Below are 16,272 nucleotides of genomic sequence, written 5' to 3'. Positions count from 1 at the left end.
CGTTTGGAATCGTTGTATACCACTTATGAGGAGTCGTTATGGCCCGCGGCAAAGGCAAGCCCACAGAGCCCGATTTGTCACTTCGAACGAAGGCGCTACCAATCATTTTCGGAGTGGAGGATCTCGCTTTCGAACCCGATGCCTCCGGCACGGCGTTTCACGTCCACCAAGAGGGGTACCAGGTAACGTTCGCCTACGACCCAGGCTTCAATATTTATAACGCAATGGTGCATTTCACGGATGGTTTCACGGCGGACCCGCAGGCCTGCGAGCGGTGGAACATTGCGAATCCGGGCATGAAGGCCCTGCCGATCGAGGTTGCTGGCGAGGCGATTCTAGACGGCTCCACCCCCTACACCTTGGCCCAGCTTCATAATTTTGTGTGTACTTCCCTACGCCAGGCCGCCGCATTGACCCGCGCGCTCAAGGAGAATAACTGATGCAGGACTGCCCCGAACTTCACCCCGAGATTGCACGTTTGAACGGTTTGCTCCCCGATGCGGACGCCCCCGCGATGTTCCTGACCAAGGAGGCTACCCCGTACGTGACCCCCGCGCGCGTGGCTGACTTCTTTACTGGCATTGGGCTTGTCGACGTCCCGGTGCGCGGCCACCGCGTGCACGTTGCGGACCATGGTGTACCGGTGGACCTAACGGTTACGGACGAGTATCTGGTGTACGAGCTGATCATGGAGGCCCCCAACGCCCAGATCGAACGTGCCAGCGACAATCCGTATATCACGGCGATTCTCGACGATGGCAAGTTAATCGTCCGTACCGCCGCCCTTATCGGGGCCGGTATGACCGACGAACAATTGAACCAGTTCCTGAATCTGAGCATCACGCAGACCCGAGAGGCCATGCGGATCATCCTGGGGTAAAATCCCAGCAATGACCACCAATTCGCTTTCCGAACACCAGTACGTTTTAACCCTCGGCTGCCCGGATTCCACGGGCATCGTGGCTAGGCTTTCCACCTTTATCGCGGAGCTCGGAGGGTGGATCACAGAGGCCGGTTATTTTACGGACCCGGACAGCGGTTGGTTTTTCACCCGGCAGGCGGTGCGCGCGGATTCCATAAGCATCAGCTTCGCCGAATTGAAGGAACGTTTCGGTGCGGTTGCCGCGGAACTGGGCGAGGATTCTCGGTGGCGGATTTGGGATACTTCCCGCCATAAAAAGGCAGTTATCTTAGTGACTCGGGAGGGGCACTGCCTGCACGATCTGCTGGGCCGCGTGGCGCAAAACGATTACCCCATGGATGTGGCCGCTGTGATCGGCAACCACGATGACCTCCGCCCCATCGCCGAACACCACGGCATCGAGTTCCACCACGTGCCATTTCCCAAGGATGCCGTTGGCAAACGCCGCGCCTTCGACCAGGTCGCCGCAATCGTGGAATCCCACAACCCGGAGGCGATCGTCTTGGCCCGCTTTATGCAGATCCTGCCTCCAGACCTGTGCGAGATGTGGGCGGGCCGGGCGATCAATATCCACCACAGCTTCCTGCCCTCCTTTATGGGGGCCAGGCCCTACCACCAGGCATATAAACGCGGCGTGAAACTCATTGGTGCGACCTGCCACTACGCCACCAGCGACCTTGACGACGGCCCAATCATCGAACAAGACGTCATCCGAGTCAGCCATAAGGACACCCCGGCCGATATGCAACGGCTAGGGCGGGACGCGGAAAAGGTGGTATTGGCCCGCGGGCTGCGCTTCCACCTGGAAGACCGCGTGCAGGTGCACGGCAATCGCACCGTGATCTTCGAATAGCGGATGCGCTAAGGCGTTCGCCGTCTAGCCCCAAACCACCACCCAGCCGATGGATTGCGCACAACCAGCCTCGACGCCCGCCCCGCGATGAGTTGTGCGCAACCGCCGACCTGGGGCTGGTCTTTCTATTCTTCATTCGGGGCCCTCACGAAGAAATTCCGGACGAATCTGGGCCAAAAACGCCGTGTAGAATCTCGCGACCTTGGTAACACTCTGTGCCATCACCTTGGTAACAATCAGTATCATCACCTTGGTGACAACCAGTAGCATTACCTTGGTAACGCGCGAGCGGGTAGTTAATCCTCTAGTTCAGCAGCGGCGGTGGGGTGTTGTTGTAGCCATTGCTGCTGTCGTTTGAGAAACCACGGCGGGGCCTCGTGGAGGTACGCGCCGATGATTTTCCAAAGGGGTACGGTGGCGCCGATCGGTTCGCCGAGCACGTTTAGTGGCAGTGGGATTCGCAGGACCATGACGCCGTCGACGGAATCGAATAGCGCGTATTCATCGTCGGTGTGAACGACGTAGTAGTGCTTATCGGTAAGCCGTTTGGGGATATTGATGTAGTACCCCGCGAGCGCGAAACGTGGTCTGGACGAGGGTTTGATGTACAGCATTGCTGGATCCTGGTCGAGGCCATCTGCAGCGCTGGGGGACTCGCTCGAACGGGCCTGCCGGTATTTTTCAATCTCTGCAGTCAATTGCTCCTGGGTGATGGGCTCGCCGCTACTAGGGCGGTGTTCGATGCTGTCCCAGGCCTGTTTCGGGGTCATACCCCCGAGTGCTTGATGCCTCCGCTTGTTGTTGTAGTACTCCCGGTATTCACTGAGCAATTCCTTCAATTTGGCCTCAGTACTGGGCTTGTGCGCATCAAGGAACTTCACCAAGGTTTGATGGGAGCGTTCGTTTTTGCCTTGAGTTTGGGGATGATCCGCCCGGCCAGTAATGGCCTCACAACCCTTGACGGCAAGAAACCGATGCAGCGCAGTGATCCGGCCCCGGCGAATCTGATTAAACGCGCCACCATTATCGCTCAGCAATTGGCGCGGTACCCCATAGACACGGATCGCGTTAACTACACAGTTCAACGCATCTGCCCCATTTTCCGGCTTGGTGCCATACGTAGTACCCACATCAAATCGGGTTGCATCATCGATGAGCTGGTAAATCGTGATCACAGTGCCCGCCGGAGTAGCGAGCCGATAGGAAAACGCATCCAGCTGCCACAACTCCATGGCACAGGATCGCTCGAAGCGCACTATCGATGAGCGAGGCCGCTTCCGGGGATTCTTCGCGACCACACCCGCAGCAGCCAGAATCCGAGCAATCGTCGACACCGAAGGAATCGGCTGCACCACATTCGGCTGATCAATCAACGCATACCAAATGGATCGCGGCCCATTATCCCAACCAAATTGGCCAAGCCGCTCCCGCATCGCAAGCACCATCGACACCGTAGCCTCATCATAGGTAGTCGCAGGCTTATGCGGCGCACTCGACCGCGGATGCAGCGCCCCAAATCCTTCCTGCTCAAAACGCTTTTTGATCGCATAATACGTTTTCCGGCTAATGCCATGAACCGCACAAAACTCCGTAATACTCATGCCGTTCGCGGCACACGGATCAAATTCAACAATTAAACGCCGCACATTCGGCGAAAGAGGACGAACCATGCACCTAATTGAAAACGAACACCACCAAAATCGTTTCCACGGTCATGAGACTCGTTGCATCCAAGGCCATGAGACAGACTGTTACCAAGGACATGAGACAGGTTGTCACCAAGGTGATGAAACAGGTTGTTACCAAGGTCCTGAGAGATGACAGGCCAAAAACGCCGCAGCTCGTCTTTCCATTCTTCGTTGAGGTGCCCAATGAAGAAATTCCGGACGATCGCAGGTCAACAGCTGCACACAACCTATCCGGAACGCACACGACCTGTCGGCGGATCACCCGCCACCTGGCCTCACAAGGCATTTCCGTGCAGCCGCGTTCGAACTTTCTCGAACCAACCCCCTTCGCCTGATCTGCCTCAGGCAGATCTAACACGGCCGTTTCGCGTTCCTGCGGAAACACCGTCCCTAGCGTCCCGGCGTGTCGAATCTGCCTGAGCGCGGAAAATCGTCGGCTGGTTTCGGCCCCCAAGTCGCCCAGCGGCAGTAGGTTATACACCACCGCCAAGGTCACCGGTGGGTTGTGCACAACCGCCGACCTGGGGCTGGTCTTTCTATTCTTCATTCGGGGCCCTCACGAAGAAATTCCGGACGAATCTGGGCCGAAAACGCCGCAGCTGGTCCTTCCATTCTTCGTTGAGGCGCCCAATGAAGAAATTCCGGACGATCGCAGGTCAACGGCTGCACACAACCTATCGGCAAGCAAGGGCCGGCGAAGCTTCCCAGACGATCAGGGTCAAATTATCCCGAACGATCGGCCCCGCCGGATCTGCCTCAGGCAAATCGAACAGAGCAAGTTCGGCGTCCTGCGGAAACACCATCGCACGACGGCCGGCGTGCTGAATCTGCCTGAACGCCGAACCCAGCAACCGCTTCAACTTCACCAAATCACCGCACCACGCCCCAAGTGCCCCGCCGGAGCAAATATGGTGAAGAACACCACTGCGATGACGCGAACTTCACCATAGAGACCGTTGATAAACCACACGCGTGGCACAATGATTTGTGTGCGCTTGTCTGGTTGGCGCGACGCCCTGCGAGTTTTGAAAGTGACGGTTGAATGAGCAGCCGATTAAGAACACAGCAACGTTTAGTTGAGGCAGCTCGCAACGTGATTGTGCAGCACGGCATTGAGGGGTGTACCCAAGAGCGTATCTGCAAAGAGGCGGGCTTAACTCGCGGGGCGTTTTATTCTAATTACGCGTCGAAAGAGGATTTGTTTTCGCACGTGGCGCAGGATGCCTACGAGCGGATCATTTGCCGCCTAGATAGCGTGGTGACCAGCTGGTCTGGCTCAATTCCGGCGGCCCTCGACGAGGTCGACGCCGCGCAGAAGGTGTCTATGTTTTTATCCCGAGCCCAGGTAGAACTTGGGCTGACCCGGGAACTGTTTATTCTGCACAATGAGCTCCTTTCCCGCGCCGCGAGGGTTCCGGAGTGGGCATTGCAATTCCGCGAGATCAATCGACAGTTTGTACTCCGCGTAGCCCAGGTGTTGGAATTAATTGTGAATCAGGTGGGGCGGACACTCAACCGGCGTCCAGAAGCTATTACGCAAGCTGTATTAGGAATTGCCTTACGCGCATCCGGTATTTCTGCATGGAAAATAGAAGTACGGCAACCCAACCGTGCCGTCGAACACCCAAATGGGATACTGCAGGACGAAGATGCCGTGGAAATGATCCTCACCCTGCTGCTTGCCTGCTCAGAACCCCTTCCGCAATAGCGTTCGATTCTTCCGGCGCGTACGCAGCTGGCGCTTCCCGACACCTCCAAGTGCGCTAACAGCTTGCTGTAAGAATGGATTTTTACCCACCTTGCAGGCACGATACAATAATGTATTCGACGGTGAAAGTATCCCTTGTTAGCATTCGAGCGACGCAATCTATGCGCCGTAGAAGGCTTGTTATAACAAGAGGAGTTTTTGCATGATTCTGTCGTCCCTGTTGCCGTTACATTCTTTTGAATACCCGGCACTGCTCTTCTCGGGCCAGGCCTCACCTTGGGCTAAGGCTTTGGAAGAATCGGAAGACCCCCGGCTTGTCCCCCTATTGGAGAAAGCCGAACACAGGATCGCACCTTTCGCTCGGCAGCGGGCTACGGCGGCACCCGGCGCGGATGCCCGCCTGAAAGATCTGATCACTAACCCAGACGCACCGAGCGTCCTCGAAATTGATGCCACCCCTGCGGTGAGCGTACCCGGCATTGTGTTGAAGCAGATTGCCGTGATGTGGCACCTGCAGAATGTCGGCCTTGACCTCAACAAGACCTCCTTCGTTGGCCATTCTCAGGGCAGCCTCGGCGTCGCCGCCGCAAACGTCATTGATGACGAAGAAAAACTCGTAGATGTCTTAGCCTTCGCCTTGCTACTCGGCACCGCCGGTACCTTGGGCGCCCAGCAGCTCAGCGCCCAGGTGGGCGAGCCGTGGATGCTCAGCGTGGGTAGTGTCCCCTACTCGGTCATCGAACGCGCCGTAGCGCAGGTGCCGGGCGCCGAGGTGGCCCTGCGTAACGGGCACACCAAGTTCGTGATTTCTGGCGAACCGGCGAAGCTCCGCCAAGTAGAACGCCTGGTTGAACAGGCGGCGGAGCTGCACAACAAGGAGCTGGATGAAAAGCGCACCGGCGGCACCCGCGTGGAGCCTAAGTTCCATTACCTCGAGGTATCCGCCCCGTTCCATCACAGCCACATGCAGGACGCCGCGAACCAGGCCGCGCAGTGGTCCGCCGAGCTGGGTTTGGATATCGACGCCCAGCGCCTCGCCGACGATATTTTAGTAAAGCACCACGATTGGCCCGCCGAACTGGAGAAGCTACTCGCCGCTTCGCAGGTTTCCCACCTGCTGGTGACGGAGGCTGGCCACGGCCTGCAGCGCATTACCACCCCGCTGCTTGAAGGCACCGGTGTGACCATGGTGCCGGCCGGCACCGCGGATGATCGCGATAAGCTGGCCACCCCCGGCACGGAAATCCCCCGGGAGGAAACCTGGGATCGCTTCGCACCCAAGCTGGTGGAGCTGCCCGATGGCAGCATCAAGGTGGTCACCGCGTTTAGCCGCCTGACCGGCTACTCCCCGATCCTGCTGGCTGGCATGACCCCCACCACCGTGGACCCGGAGATCGTTGCCGCCGCCGCTAACGCCGGTTTCTGGGCGGAACTGGCGGGCGGCGGCCAGTATTCGGAGGAGGTGTTTGCCAAGAACCGCGATGGTCTGGTCGAACGCCTCAAGCCGGGCCGCGCCGCGCAATTTAACTCCATGTTCTTTGACCGCTACATGTGGAACCTGCAGTTCGGCGTGCAGCGCATTGTGTCTCGGTCCCGCGCCGCCGGCACCGCCATCAACGGCGTGACCATTTCCGCCGGTATCCCGGAGCTGGAGGAAGCCAACGAGCTGATCTCCCAGCTGCACGAGGACGGCTTCCCGTATATCAGCTTTAAGCCCGGCACCGTGGAGCAGATCCGTGCCGTGCTGAATATCGCCCGCAATAACCCCACCACCAGCGTGATCATGCAGGTGGAGGACGGCCACGCCGGCGGCCACCACTCCTGGGTAAACCTGGATGACCTGCTGCTGGCCACCTACGCGGAAATCCGCCGCGAGCCCAATGTTGTGGTGTGTGTCGGCGGCGGCATCGGCACCCCGGAGAAGTCCGCGGAATACCTCACGGGTTCCTGGTCCACCAAGTACCACGTCCCGGCGATGCCGGTGGACGGCATCCTGGTGGGCACCGCAGCCATGACCACCAAGGAGGCGAAGACCTCCCCGCAGGTCAAGCAGCTGCTCAAGGACACCCCCGGCATTTCCGATGGCTGGGTGGGCCGCGGCGAATCCAAGGGCGGCGTGACCTCGGGCCTGTCGCACCTGCACGCCGATATGTACGAGGTGGATAACGCATCCGCCGCGTGTTCCCGCCTGATTTCCTCCATCGAACCCAGCGATGAGGCCATGGAGGCCCGCCGCGAGGAGATCATTGAAGCGCTGAACAAGACCGCCAAGCCGTACTTCGGCGACCTCAATGAAATGACCTACGCGGAGTGGGTCGAACGCTTCGTGGATCTGGCGTTCCCGTGGACCGACCCCACCTGGCCGGACCGCTTCCTCGACCTGCTGCACCGCATCGAGGCCCGCCTGAGCGATAAGGATCATGGGCCGGTGCCCACGCTGTTCGCTGACTTGGACAGCGTTGCGGATGGCCCCGCGGCCGTCGATAAGCTCCTTGCAGCGTACCCGCAGGCCCGCACGACCACGGTTGGCGCGCGCGACGCCGCGTGGTTTATCGGGTTGAACCGCAAGCACCACAAGCCCATGCCGTGGGTGCCCGCCATCGACGCGGACCTGGCGCGCTGGTGGGGCCTGGACACGCTGTGGCAATCCCAAGACGAGCGCTACCCCGCCGACGCCGTGCGCGTAATCCCCGGCCCGGTTTCCGTCGCTGGCATTGACCGCATCGATGAGCCCGTCGCGGAACTCCTCACTCGATTCGAACAAGCATGCGCCGACGCGCTTGACGGCACGCCCGCCAAGGTGTTCGCACGCCTCGGGGAGGTTAAGAGCGGCGAGGCCCTGCTGCGCCAGGCACCGCACATCGTGTGGCACGGCCACCTGATTGATAACCCCGCGCACGCCCTCAACCCCGACGCCGTGGAGCTGATCAAACCCGCCGACGGCAGCGATATCTGGACCATCCGGGTGCTCGCGGATTCCGTATGGGACAACCTCACGGACGTGGATACCCCGTACGTGGTCACGCAGGTGGATATCCCGGTAGCGCTCACCGCCGAAACCGCCACCGGCGCCTCCCCGGTGGTGGATCATGACGCCCTGCCCGCGGCCGTCTACGGCCTGCTGGCGGCGGTGGCCGGCGTGGGGTCCACCTCCGCGGCCGGGGACGAGATCACCGCACTGCCCGAGGTGGAGCCCAAGGAAGGCACCGCCTTTGGCGTGGAGCGGGATTCCTTCACCTTCCCGGCGACGCTGCTGACCCAACACACGGCGGTAACGGGCGCGGGCATTCCGACCTCTGTGGCGCGCATCAACCGTGGCACCGCGGATTCCCTGGTGGGCCCGTGCTGGCCGGCGATTTACGCGGCATTGGGCTCGGCGTATCTGCCGGACGGCTACCCCGTGATTGAGGGGCTTCTCAACGCCGTGCACCTCGACCACTGCGTCGAGCTGCTCGTGCCACTGGAGGAGCTGGCCAATGGCCGTACCATTGAGGTCGAGGCGGAAGCGGCGCCGCTGGAGGAATCTGCCTCCGGCCGCATCGTGACCGTGAACCTCACGCTGACTTCCGAGGGCGAGGTTGTGGCCCGCCTGGTGGAGCGCTTCGCCGTGCGCGGGCGCGTCACCAGCGCCCAGCCGCCGTCGGTGGCCCCGGGCTGGGGCGGCGTCGCTGTGGATATCGTGGATACCCCACGCCACTTCCTGCGCCAAGCGGTGGTGACCGCACCTGCGGATATGACCCCGTTTGCCATGGTTTCCGGCGACTATAATCCGATCCATACCTCCACCAATGCCGCCCAGCTGGTGGGCTTGCAGGCTCCGCTGGTGCACGGCATGTGGCTTTCTGCGACCGCGCAGCACCTGGCCACCGCCGGCGCTCGCCTGGTGGGCTGGACCTACTCCATGTTTGGCATGGTGCAGCTTCTCGACGCCGTGGAGATCACCGTCGAACGCATCGGCCGCTCTGCCCGCGGCGCACTGTCCGCCGTGGAGGTCACCTGCCGCGTTGACGGCAATGTGGTGTCCCGCGGCCAGGCCTTGCTGGCCCCGCCCGCCACGGCCTATATCTACCCCGGCCAGGGCATCCAATCCCCCGGCATGGCCACCGGCGACCGGGCCGCTTCCGCCGCCGCCCGCAAGGTGTGGGAGCGTGCGGATGCGCACACCAAGGCCAACCTCGGCTTTTCCATCGTGCAGGTGGTGGACGATAACCCCACCGAATTGCGCGTGGGCGATACCGTGTTCCGGCACCCGAAGGGCGTGCTTTACCTGACCCAGTTCACCCAGGTGGCGCTGGCCGTGGTGGCTTATGGCCAGACCGAGCGGCTGCGCGAGGCCGGCACCATCGTGCCGGGTTCCCTGTACGCCGGGCACTCCCTCGGCGAGTACACCGCCCTGGCTTCCCTTGCAAATATTTTCGATCTCGAAGCCGTGATCGATATCGTGTTCTCCCGCGGCTCGGCCATGCACTCCCTGGTGGAGCGCGACGCCGCCGGGCGCTCCAACTACCGCCTGGGCGCGCTGCGCCCGAATATGTTCGGCCTGTCCGACGAAGAGGTCGTGGACTATGTTGCGGGCATCGCGGAACGCTCCGGCGAGTTCCTGGAGATTGTGAACTACAACGTCGCCGGGCAGCAATACGCCGTGGCCGGCACCGTGGCGGGCCTGGACGCCCTGGCTGCGGACGCCCACGAGCGCGGCGGCCAGCGCGCCTATGTGCAGATTCCGGGCATTGACGTGCCGTTCCACTCCCGCGTGCTGCGCCCCGGCGTGCCCGCCTTTGCGGCGAAGCTGGACGAGCTGCTGCCCGCGGAACTGGATGTGGAGGCCCTGGTCGGCCGCTATATTCCGAACCTGGTCGCCCGCCCGTTCGCATTGACCCGCGAGTTTGCGGAGGCGATCTGCGAGGTCGTGCCTTCCCAGCCGCTGCAGGATCTGCTCGCTGGCGATGCCTTTGAAAAGCAATCCCCGGCCGCGCTGGCCCGCCTGCTTATGATCGAGCTTTTGAGCTGGCAATTCGCCTCCCCGGTGCGCTGGATTGAAACGCAAGACCTGTTGATCAACGAGGCACAGGTAGAACACATCGTCGAGGTGGGCCTGGCGTCCGCCCCCACCTTGGCGAACCTCGCCGCCCGCACCTTGGAGCTGCCGAAGAACGCCGGCGCCAGCGTGCGCGTGCTCAATGTGGAGCGCGATGCGGATGCGGTGAACCTGGCGGATCCGAAGTCCGCACCCGCCCCCGTGGTGGAGGACGAGCCGGAGCAACCCGCCGAGGCACCCGCTCCGGCGGCAGAGGCACCCGCAGCACCAGCGGCCCCCGCAGCCCCGGCAGCACCCGCCCCCGCCCCGAGCACCGGCGGCCAGCCCGCTGGGGAATTGCCGCTCACCGCGGCCGACGCGATCATGTTCCTGTTCGCCGTGCAGAACAAGGTGCGCATCGATCAGATCGCCGGCAGCGATACCACGGAGACGCTGACCAATGGTGTGTCTTCCCGCCGCAACCAGCTGCTTATGGACATGTCGGCCGAGCTCGGCGTACCTACCATCGATGGTGCGGCAGAGGCGGACGTCGATACGCTGAAGGCTCGTGTGGCAACCGCCGCGCCTGGCTATAAAGCGTTCGGCCCTGTGCTCAGCGAAGTGGTGCGTGGCCGCCTGCGCACGCTCACTGGCGCGGCGTCGCAAAAGCCAAGCTACGTTGGCGATCGTGTCACCGGCCCCTGGGGTTTGCCCGCCTCGTGGACGCCGCATGTGGAGGCTGAGCTGGTGCTGGGCACGCGCGAAGGCGAATCCGTACGTGGTGGCGACGCCGGCACCCTGCCCTCCGATAACCCCGGCACCAAGGCAGCCCTCGACGCGCTTATCGACGCCGCCATCGGCAACGTCGCCTCCGCCCACGGCGTTTCCGTCTCCCTCGGCGGTGGCGAATCCGCAGGCGGCGGCGTGGTCGATTCGGCCGCATTGGACGCCTACGCCGACACCGTCACCGGACCCGATGGCGTACTCGCCGGGATCGCCCGCACCATCCTGGGCCAGCTCGGCCTGGAAGCGCCCGCACCGGAAGCCCCCGCGGAATCCGATGCCGCCCTGGTTGCCGCCGTGGAGGCAGAGCTCGGCCCGCAGTGGCTGAAGCTGGTCACCCCCAGCTTCGACGAACAACGCGCCGTGCTTTTCGACGACCGCTGGGCCAGCGCCCGCGAAGACCTCGCCCGCCTCGCGGTGGGCGCGGACATCCCGGTATCCCGCTTTATCGGCACCGGAGAAATCATTGCCGAACAGGCGAAATGGTGGGCCGCAAACGGTGCCGACGCCGCCGTGCTGGATGAGGTAGCGTTCCTGGCCACGCAGGCGGCGGACGAACCCTGGGCCGAGGATATCGCCCTGGTCACCGGTGCCGCCCCCGGCTCCATCGCCGGCGCCTTGGTGGAAAAGCTGCTCGCCGGCGGTGCCACCGTGGTGATGACCGCATCCCGCGTGGACGACCGACGCAAGGAATACGCCCGCAAGCTCTACGCCGAGCATGCCTCGCCGAACGCAAAGCTGTGGGTGGTGCCCGCGAACATGTCCTCGTATCGGGATATTGACGCGGTGATCCAGTGGATCGGCACCGAGCAAAAGGTGACCGTGGGCAAGGACGTCAAGGTGACCAAGCCCGCATTGATCCCGACGCTGGTGTTCCCCTTCGCCGCGCCGCGCGTATCCGGCAGCCTCGCCGACGCCGGCCCGGCCGCCGAGAACCAAACCCGCCTGCTGCTGTGGAGCGTGGAGCGCACCATCGCCGGGGTGGCCGAATTGGCCGCCCAGGGTGCCGGTTCCCGCGCCCACGTGGTGCTGCCCGGTTCGCCGAACCGCGGCACCTTCGGTGGCGACGGCGCATACGGCGAGGTCAAGGCCGCCTTCGACGCAATCCTGGCCAAGTGGACCGCGGAAAGCGTCTGGCCGGATTCCATCAGCCTGGCCCAAGCCCGCATCGGCTGGGTGGCAGGCACCAACCTGATGGGCGGCAACGACCCGCTCGTGCCGCTAGTGCGCGAGCACGGCGTCCACGTGTACAGCCAGGATGAGATCTCCGACGAGCTGCTGGGCCTGTGCACCCCGGAGGCCCGCGCCCAGGCCGCGGAACGTCCCCTGGATGCGGACTTCACCGGCGGCCTTTCGGACGCCAAGGTTTCCCTGCCCGAGCTGGCGGCCTCGCTGGATCGCAGCGCGCCGCCGGTGGCAGAGGTGGACGAGCCCGCCACCATCAACGCCCTGCCTTCCCTGGTGGTTCCGCAGCAGGCACGCAGCGTGGACCTGGGTTCCGTGACCACCCCGCTGGAAGACATGGTGGTCATCGTGGGTATCGGCGAGGTATCCTCCTGGGGTTCCGGGCGTACCCGCACGCTGGCCGAATACGGTATCCAACGTGATGGCGACGTGGACCTGACCGCCGCCGGCGTGCTGGAGCTCGCCTGGATGACGGGCCTGGTGCACTGGAGCGACGACCCGACCCCGGGCTGGTACGACGCCGACGGCACCGCCGTTCCGGAAGAAGACATCTACGATCGCTTCCGCGACGAGGTTGTTGCCCGCGCCGGTATCCGCCGATTCGTGGATGATTTCACCCTGGTCAACGAAGGTTCCATCGACGTGGCCACGGTCTATCTGGACCGCGACATCACCTTCACGGTGCCCACCGAGGCCGACGCCCAGGCCTACCTGGATGCCGACCCCGCCACCACCAGCATCAACCCCACCGAAGACGGGGAATGGGAAGTGCACAAGAAGCGCGGCGCTACCGCCCGCGTGCCGCGCCGCGCCGCATTGAGCCGCGTGGTTGGCGGCCAGATGCCCACCGATTTCGACCCCGCCAACTGGGGTATCCCCGGCACCATGATCGAGGGCCTGGACCGCATCGCGGTTTGGAACCTGGTCACCGCCGTGGACGCCTTCCTGAGCGCCGGCTTTACCCCGGCCGAGCTGCTGCAGGCCGTGCACCCGGCGGATGTGTCCTCCACCCAGGGCACCGGCATCGGCGGCATGGAATCCCTGCACAAGGTGTTCGTGACCCGCTTCCTTGGCGAAGAACGCCCGAGCGATATCCTGCAGGAAGCCCTGCCGAACGTGGTGGCCGCGCACGTGATGCAATCCCTGGTCGGCGGCTACGGCCAGATGATCCACCCAGTGGCCGCCTGTGCCACCGCGGCCGTGTCCTTGGAAGAGGGCGTGGATAAGATCCGCGTGGGCAAGGCAGACTTCGTGGTCACCGGTGGTATCGACGATATCTCCGTGGAGTCCCTGACCGGCTTCGGCGACATGAACGCCACCGCCGAATCCGCAGCGCTGGCCGCAAAGGGCATCAACGAGCGCTTCTACTCTCGGGCCAACGACCGCCGCCGCGGCGGATTCGTCGAGGCCGAAGGTGGCGGCACCGTCCTGCTGGCGCGTGGCGACGTCGCGGCCCGACTCGGCCTGCCCGTCTACGCCGTGGTTGCGCACGCGCAATCCTATGCGGATGGTATTCACACCTCCATCCCGGCGCCCGGGCTTGGTGCCTTGGCCGCGGGTCGCGGCGGCAAGAACTCCGTGCTGGCGCGTTCGCTCGCCGGCTTGGGTCTGACCCCGGATGACGTGCGCGTATTGAGCAAGCACGACACCTCCACCAATGCCAACGACCCGAACGAGTCCGAGCTGCACAGCCTGCTTTGGAACGCCATCGGCCGGACCCCGGGCAACCCGTTGTTCGTGGTATCCCAGAAGTCCCTGACCGGGCACGCCAAGGGTGGTGCCGCGCTGTTCCAGATCGCCGGCCTGTGCCATATCCTGTCCACCGGTGAACTGCCACAGAACGCCTCCCTGGACTGCGTGGATCCGGACATCGCACCGAAGGCAAAGCCGCTGGTCTGGCTGCGTTCCCCGCTCTCCCTCGGCGAAGGTGCCGTAAAGGCAGGCGTACTTACCTCGCTTGGCTTCGGCCACGTTTCCGCCGTGGTCGTGCTGGCGCACCCGGCCGTCTTCGAAGCCGCCCTCGCCGCCGCCGGGAAAGATGTGGAAGCTTGGCGCGACCAGGCCAACAACCGCCTGGCCGCCGGTGCCCGCCGCCTCGAAGAAGGCATGGTTGGTAAGGTCGCCCTCTTCAACGTGATCGAAGGCCGCCGCTTCCCGGCAGTCCGCGCCCACGAGGCAGAGATCGCCCTGCTTCTCGACCCCGACGCCCGCCTCGGCGCCGACGGAATCTATCCCTCGGCCTAAACCCCGAGGTGGTTGGTGGGCCTGTGGGTTCGCCTTGGGTGAGCTGGTGGGTTCGCCTTGGGTGAGCTGACGGGTTCGCCATAGGTAATGGTGCGCTAGGTTTTCGGACCTAGCGCACTGTTTTGCGTTTCGGGGTGGGTGGGCGCCGTTTTAGGCCATTCACCGATCGGTTGCGCACAACGGCCTAGGTCGCCGATGGGTTGTGTGCAACCGCCTAGATCGCCGATGGGTTGTGTACAACCGCCGACCTGGGCTGGTCTTTCTATTCTTCATTCGGGGGTCTTACGAAGAAATTCCGGACGAATCTCGCCGAAAAACGCTGCAAATCGTCTTTTTATTCTTCGTCAGGCGCCCTAATGAAGAAATTCCGGACGATCGCAGGTCAGGGGTTGTGTGTCAGGGGTTGTGCACGATCTAGCCGGGCTTACACGGAAGCCAGCCCCGAACATGCGGCGAAGCCCTCCCCGCAGAGCCTGGCGCATGCACTAGTACCCCTTGACGCCAGCATCACGGTCCCCAGTTAAGCCGAGTAAGGTCTCACAGCGCCCGGTACCTCCTCAACACGTCTTGGTAGGCAAAACCGGAAAACACCTCGCGGGCGGAATAGGACCAGACCACAAAGCCTTGGCTGGTGAGCCGATTGAGCCGGTCGGTCGCCTTGTCCACATTGAATTTCTGGTCTTCTTCGGTTTCGCCATACTTCCCCACGCCAGAAATCTCGATAAGGATACGGGTATAACGTATCTGGAAGTCGGGTCGCCAGAGCTTCGCACGCGAGTCCACAACCGAGACTTGTGTTTGCAGGTCAATCACCCCGCCGTCGCGCACTTGGGCGAGGAAATAAGCCTCGGCCGCAGATTCCACATTGACATCAACGAGGTCCAATGCACGCTGCAGATTCTCGGACCGCCTCGCCTTTTGCTGAATATCCTCCACAGAGCATTTCTTAAAGCGCAACGCCCAGGTGGTAGCCATAAAACATGCTTCAAACGAATGATATTCAGCAAGGTCAAGCAGAGTTTGCGGAATGGTAGTTACCTTGCATACGGCGCCGCGAGTATAGTCCCCGGAGCGCAAGGGCGTGAGCAATCGGTGACCAGCGGTATCGCAGCAATGCCCGCTGCGCACCACGTGAAATTCCACCGGCGCCGTCGGGTCAAGCACGATCCACATCTTCCAAAGTGTCGCCGCCGAAACGCCGCCGATCACGCGCCCACCACGAAGTCCAATCGCCATCGCCCGCAGCCGATGCTGCTCCCAAGGCGGCTTCTCCAAAAACGCATAGCGCGGCACGTAAACCCCAGATGCCAGCCGTAAATGAGTCCCCTGCCGCACTCCACGACTCAGCACGCGTTGTTCCCGCGCAGAGCAATCGCTGAAAAGAATGAGCTCCAATCCATACCCCCAAATGTCTTCCCCAAGGTGTTTTCCCGAGGATAGCACCTAATCCGCTCAAGTGAAGCCCCGTGGGTTACTCCTCCCAAACGCCTTGTCCGGACGGTAAGCCCACGGCGTCGAGAAGCCCGGGAAACAACGCTGCAATGGTGTTGTCACGGCGGGTCACGCGGCGCTTCGTCCCCAACGCTTCGGTGTGCATAAGGCCGGACTCGCGCAGCACCTTAAAGTGGTACGACATCGTGGACTTAGCAATCTCAAAATTCAAATCCCCGCAAAACAACGGCCCCTCGGCGGCGATCTGGCGCAAAATATCGCGGCGGACAGGGTCGGCCAGAGCGCCCAGTACGCGGTCGAGCTGAATATCATTCGGCGCGGGGTGATGTAACTGTTCTTTGCCCATAACCTGCCCTTTCCTCCGCTTGCCACCAATTCTACCGTGGCTCCGGCGCGGGACTTCGGCGCGAAAACCTTGAC

Annotated in this window: 10 protein-coding genes; 6 read left to right on the top strand and 4 right to left on the bottom strand. The window is 62.7% G+C overall.

Going from position 1 to position 16,272, the window contains the following annotated elements:
• Window positions 1-113 precede the first annotated feature (113 nt).
• Genes CCANI_RS01045 through purU form a run of 3 tightly spaced genes read left to right on the top strand, consistent with a single transcriptional unit; the run spans window position 114 to window position 1,775 of the window.
• The gene (locus CCANI_RS01045) at window positions 114-440 is read left to right on the top strand and encodes a hypothetical protein (RefSeq protein ID WP_146324257.1); all 327 of its coding nucleotides are present in this window, start codon (window positions 114-116) and stop codon (window positions 438-440) included.
• Complete coding sequence (locus tag CCANI_RS01040; protein ID WP_146324256.1) at window positions 440-880, top strand: hypothetical protein; 441 nt, start codon at window positions 440-442, stop codon at window positions 878-880. The genes CCANI_RS01045 and CCANI_RS01040 overlap by 1 nt, the downstream gene beginning before the upstream one ends.
• A gap of 10 nt (window positions 881-890) precedes the next feature.
• A complete protein-coding gene (gene purU, locus CCANI_RS01035; protein WP_146324255.1) occupies window positions 891-1,775 on the top strand; it encodes a formyltetrahydrofolate deformylase in 885 nt (294 codons plus the stop codon).
• A gap of 296 nt (window positions 1,776-2,071) precedes the next feature.
• Here the strand turns inward: purU and CCANI_RS01030 are convergent, their stop codons facing one another.
• Window positions 2,072-3,445 (bottom strand): helix-turn-helix domain-containing protein, encoded by a 1,374-nt coding sequence (locus CCANI_RS01030; protein ID WP_146325786.1) that lies wholly within the window; start codon window positions 3,443-3,445, stop codon window positions 2,072-2,074.
• A 44-nt stretch (window positions 3,446-3,489) separates the two neighbouring features.
• On the opposite strand from CCANI_RS01030, the gene CCANI_RS01025 reads away from it, so the two are divergent.
• The gene (locus CCANI_RS01025) at window positions 3,490-3,798 is read left to right on the top strand and encodes a hypothetical protein (protein WP_146324174.1); all 309 of its coding nucleotides are present in this window, start codon (window positions 3,490-3,492) and stop codon (window positions 3,796-3,798) included.
• 339 nt (window positions 3,799-4,137) lie between these two features.
• On the opposite strand, the gene CCANI_RS01020 is transcribed toward CCANI_RS01025, so the two are convergent.
• Window positions 4,138-4,329, bottom strand: coding sequence for a hypothetical protein (locus tag CCANI_RS01020; RefSeq protein WP_146324175.1), 192 nt, complete (start codon window positions 4,327-4,329; stop codon window positions 4,138-4,140).
• Window positions 4,330-4,505: 176 nt separating this feature from the next.
• Between CCANI_RS01020 and CCANI_RS01015 the strand changes: the two genes are divergently transcribed.
• Together CCANI_RS01015 and CCANI_RS01010 are read left to right on the top strand one after the other, a co-directional pair.
• Complete coding sequence (locus tag CCANI_RS01015) at window positions 4,506-5,171, top strand: TetR/AcrR family transcriptional regulator (protein WP_146324176.1); 666 nt, start codon at window positions 4,506-4,508, stop codon at window positions 5,169-5,171.
• A gap of 202 nt (window positions 5,172-5,373) precedes the next feature.
• A complete protein-coding gene (locus CCANI_RS01010) occupies window positions 5,374-14,400 on the top strand; it encodes a type I polyketide synthase (RefSeq protein WP_146324177.1) in 9,027 nt (3,008 codons plus the stop codon).
• Between the two features lie 537 nt (window positions 14,401-14,937).
• Here the strand turns inward: CCANI_RS01010 and CCANI_RS01005 are convergent.
• Entirely contained in the window at window positions 14,938-15,750 is an 813-nt protein-coding gene (locus tag CCANI_RS01005) for a hypothetical protein (RefSeq protein WP_246118202.1), read from the bottom strand.
• A gap of 121 nt (window positions 15,751-15,871) precedes the next feature.
• A complete protein-coding gene (locus CCANI_RS01000; RefSeq protein WP_146324179.1) occupies window positions 15,872-16,198 on the bottom strand; it encodes an ArsR/SmtB family transcription factor in 327 nt (108 codons plus the stop codon).
• Between the last annotated feature and the right edge of the window lie 74 nt (window positions 16,199-16,272).

Origin of the sequence: Corynebacterium canis, assembly GCF_030408595.1 — a bacterium.
Lineage (GTDB): Bacteria > Actinomycetota > Actinomycetes > Mycobacteriales > Mycobacteriaceae > Corynebacterium > Corynebacterium canis.
The sequence above is the reverse complement of the archived record's forward strand: the minus strand, read 5'-3'. Positions and strand labels throughout refer to the sequence as shown.

What these genes read in the sequence shown, in the direction of transcription:
- CCANI_RS01000 (WP_146324179.1), bottom strand. Translation starts at nt 16,198, where the DNA reads ATGGGCAAAGAACAGTTACATCACCCCGCGCCGAATGATATTCAGCTC.
- CCANI_RS01015 (WP_146324176.1), top strand. Translation starts at nt 4,506, where the DNA reads ATGAGCAGCCGATTAAGAACACAGCAACGTTTAGTTGAGGCAGCTCGC.
- purU (WP_146324255.1), top strand. Translation starts at nt 891, where the DNA reads ATGACCACCAATTCGCTTTCCGAACACCAGTACGTTTTAACCCTCGGC.
- CCANI_RS01025 (WP_146324174.1), top strand. Translation starts at nt 3,490, where the DNA reads ATGAGACTCGTTGCATCCAAGGCCATGAGACAGACTGTTACCAAGGAC.
- CCANI_RS01010 (WP_146324177.1), top strand. Translation starts at nt 5,374, where the DNA reads ATGATTCTGTCGTCCCTGTTGCCGTTACATTCTTTTGAATACCCGGCA.
- CCANI_RS01040 (WP_146324256.1), top strand. Translation starts at nt 440, where the DNA reads ATGCAGGACTGCCCCGAACTTCACCCCGAGATTGCACGTTTGAACGGT.
- CCANI_RS01030 (WP_146325786.1), bottom strand. Translation starts at nt 3,445, where the DNA reads ATGGTTCGTCCTCTTTCGCCGAATGTGCGGCGTTTAATTGTTGAATTT.